This window comes from Olavius algarvensis spirochete endosymbiont (assembly GCA_900608495.1).
GTDB lineage: Bacteria > Spirochaetota > Spirochaetia > DSM-2461 > DSM-2461 > UBA2779.
Map to the genome: position 1 here is coordinate 1 of UWYT01000218.1, position 276 is coordinate 276.

The window sequence follows — 276 nt, forward strand, 5'->3', positions numbered from 1 at the left end:
CTGTGCCGATGCCATTCTCAAAACCCTCTGTGCTGCCGGCCAAGGTGCTTACCACACCCTCCGGCGTGATTTTCCGGATGAGGTGGTTGCCTTGATCTGCCACATAGACATTGTCGGATGAATCCACAGCCACTCCGGTGGGGCCGTTAAACTGTGTCGTGTTGCCGGCGCCATCAGTATGACCTGGCGTGCCAGTTCCGGCAAAGGTGCTTACCACCCCCCCGGCGTGATCTTCCAGATGCGGTGATTGCCATGATCTACCACATAGACATTGCC

2 protein-coding genes are annotated in these 276 nt (G+C 57.2%); both read right to left on the reverse strand.

The window, feature by feature from the left end; all coding sequences use genetic code 11:
• On the reverse strand, positions 1-217 hold a 217-nt coding region (locus S1OALGB6SA_RS06415), incomplete at its 3' end, for a hypothetical protein (protein ID WP_503465879.1).
• Positions 211-276: hypothetical protein (locus S1OALGB6SA_RS10915; RefSeq protein WP_371686045.1), on the reverse strand; the 66-nt coding region annotated here is incomplete at its 5' end. The genes S1OALGB6SA_RS10915 and S1OALGB6SA_RS06415, both read right to left, overlap by 7 nt.